The sequence below is a fragment of the Streptomyces katrae genome (assembly GCF_000966975.1).
In the GTDB taxonomy this organism is placed as follows: domain Bacteria; phylum Actinomycetota; class Actinomycetes; order Streptomycetales; family Streptomycetaceae; genus Streptomyces; species Streptomyces katrae.
Genome location: NZ_JZWV01000962.1, coordinates 1 through 2,735 on the forward strand (window position 1 = coordinate 1; position 2,735 = coordinate 2,735).

Here is a 2,735-nt window from a genome sequence, read left to right on the forward strand (position 1 = left end):
GGGAATCGGGTCAGGAGGCCCAACCTTGGAAAAGGGACCATCCCCGCGGGTGCGGGGAGCAGCAGGTCAGCCCCCAGGACGTGCTGGCGCTGGTGGGACCATCCCCGCGGGTGCGGGGAGCAGGCTTCGTGACCTGCAGGTTTTATCTGGGGCGTAGCTAATTCTCGTCACTTGTCGAGATTCCGACATAAGCCATAAGGCGTTCATCTTCCAAAGCGTCGCCGCTTGGCTGCCTTGCTCCAGCCTTGGGTGACGGGCGGCACTTGGGAGACCCGTTCGTTGGGGCGGTGAATCAGGGTGACGCCTTCGCGGTCGATCGGGTGCCATTTATGATCGTGGGTTTCGAAGGTGAAGCCCTGTTCGTTGTCGGTGTTGTACGCGAGGAGGGCGCGCCCCTGGCCGGCGTACTGTTTGACCTCCTCCCACAGCGCGGCTCGGATACGTGCCGAGGGTCCTCCGATGAAGACGCCGGGGGAGATCTCCAGGAGCCAGCGCGTCAGGAACCCCCGGAGGCCGACTGGGCACTGGGTGAGGACGATGACCGTCACCAGGTCACCTCGTCGGCGTAGTTGCGGCCGGCCGGGAGAGCGAGCCCTCGGTCTGTCTGGAGAGTGACCACGTCATCTCCCTCCAGTGCAGTGGACTGCGTCCCGGAAGGCAACAGGAGCATCTTGATGTCGTCCACACACCGGTCGAGCAACCGGGTCTTGTTGATGCGGTCCCGCAAGGCACGGCGCGTGCGGGAGCCGATGTCCTGATCTCCCTCGGCTGCCACGTCGAAAGCGACGGGGATGCCGATCTCTGTCTTGTAGAGGTCGGCGACATCCAGTACGAAGGAGAGTTCATGCCCTGAGTGCACGAACCCGAGACCGGTGGCACATCCCAGTGCCGCTACGACGGCGTGGGAGACGCCGTACATGCATTGCGCTGCGGCAGTGACAGCCTGGTTGGGGGCGTCGCCGGCGGTGAAGTCTCCGGGCACGTAGTGCCGGCCGCGCCAGGGAACGCCGGTCCGTTCCGCCTGTTCACGGTAGCACTCGCGCAGGCGACGGCCCTCATGACCGAGGAGTTCCTGCCGGTTCAGGCCTGAGGGATCTTCGTCAGGGAACCTCAGCTGGTACATGGCCCGGGCGACATCCAGCCGGGTGCGGCGGTTGGCCCAGCGGGTGGCCTGTGCCTCCACGAGCGCCGAGGAGCGGTTGAGGGAACGGCCGCCCGCGTAGTAGCGCACTCCCTGTTCGCCGACCCAGGCGACGGCTGCGCCGCTGTCGGCGAGGACACTCATGGCCTGGTGGGTGATGCGTGTCCCTGGTCCGAGCAGGAGGGTGCCGATGCTGGCGGAAGGGATGTGGGTGGTGCCATCGGCGTCTTCGGCAGTGATGGCGTTGGCGTCCCTGTGGATGGTGCATCGCTCGAGGTACATGAAGGAAATGCGCTCGGCGACGCGCGTGAGGTCGCGGGGTGACGACGCTCGTCGTTGTGCGACGGTGGCCATGGCTCAGCCGGCCTGGGCGAGTGTCATGAGGCCACAGCCGTAGGCCTTGGCCTTCCCAAGCCCTGAGGTGAGGGTTCGCCTCAGGGCGACGGGATCGGTGACTTCGAGACGGCCGTCGAAGGTAACGGTAACGAGAGGCACCTCGTTGACCTTGCCGGTGATCAGCTCGGTCTTGCTGAAGCGGTGGCGGCGCTCGTCGCGGACGGTGAGCTGGTGTTCGTCGCCTTGCAAAAGGCGGCGTCGCTCGGCGGGGGTTTCCAGGATTTTGAAGCCGGCGTTCTCCTGTTGCTTGAGCAGCCACCCCATCTGGTGGCGAGGCGTACGATGTGCGGTCCGCTTGCGAGGTTCGTCAGGCGTGCGGCGCACATGGTGGACGGGGTTGGCGGTGAGACGGAAGGCCCAGGTGGTGCCAAGGGAGAGGCCGTCCAGGAACGCCTTGTAGTCGTATGTCTGCCAGGCGGCGGTGGTGGGCCAGCCGGCCTGTTCCACGAGGTGGGTGAGGTCGGGGCGTTCCTCGCTGACGATGAAGAGGAGCACTTCGGCCTTGGCGTTGCGGTCGAGACGCCACAGGACCCTGGAGCTGTTCTCTGCGCTCGGTAGGGCGCCTGCGAAGGACGACATGACGGCGGCGTGCATGTGCTGCGGTGAGGAGAGGAGGTTGCGGGATTCCCTGCGCGCTGTGTTGATGCGGAATCGGGTCAGGAACATCAGTGTCCGTCCAACGGGGACTGCGGGGGCAGCAGAGCGAGGTGGGCCTCGGGGGAATGGCGCGGCACGGTCACCCTGCGGGGAGACTCGTTCGTCGGATGCGCCTCGTCGGGTCGGAAGTAGGGGTTCAGCACGTCCACGACGGTCGCGACGACGTTGCGCAGCGCGTAACGGCGGTGCTCCGGGGCGAAGGTGACCGGCTGGTCGCGGACGGGCGTGCCGCGGGGGGCATCGGCCGATGCCTCGGCGAGGAGCTGAAGCGGCACATGTGCCTGCTTGGAGTGACGTCGCTGGTGCCATTCGGCGGCGTACCAGGGTTCGCGGCGCAAGGCGGCTGCCGCGTCGTCCCCTTCCCTGATTCCCAGATCCACTGGTCCTTGTGGTGGGCAGGAGCGACGGCCGAGGTAGGGAAGGTAGACGGGGGCCCGGACGGCGGTGTGGAGGGTGCGGATGAGTTCCTCTTCACCGGCCACCGCGGCGAGGAAGACTGCGTCGGCCAGGTAGAAGCGCTCCGAGACGGGCATCGCTTTGC

General features: G+C 66.7%; 4 protein-coding genes. All 4 read right to left on the reverse strand.

The features are described 5' to 3' along the window. Positions 1–203: 203 nt before the first annotated feature. Positions 204–548, reverse strand: a complete 345-nt coding sequence (cas2e, locus tag VR44_RS30515) for a type I-E CRISPR-associated endoribonuclease Cas2e (RefSeq protein WP_045950856.1) — start codon at positions 546–548, stop codon at positions 204–206. Next, complete coding sequence (cas1e, locus tag VR44_RS30520; protein WP_045950857.1) at positions 545–1,495, reverse strand: type I-E CRISPR-associated endonuclease Cas1e; 951 nt, start codon at positions 1,493–1,495, stop codon at positions 545–547. Before cas1e ends, cas2e begins: the two co-directional genes overlap by 4 nt. Before the next feature lie 3 nt (positions 1,496–1,498). Further along, the gene (cas6e, locus tag VR44_RS30525; RefSeq protein WP_045950858.1) at positions 1,499–2,203 is read right to left on the reverse strand and encodes a type I-E CRISPR-associated protein Cas6/Cse3/CasE; all 705 of its coding nucleotides are present in this window, start codon (positions 2,201–2,203) and stop codon (positions 1,499–1,501) included. Further along, the coding region (locus tag VR44_RS30530) for a type I-E CRISPR-associated protein Cas5/CasD (protein ID WP_045950859.1) at positions 2,203–2,735 on the reverse strand (533 nt) is incomplete at its 5' end. The genes VR44_RS30530 and cas6e, both read right to left, overlap by 1 nt.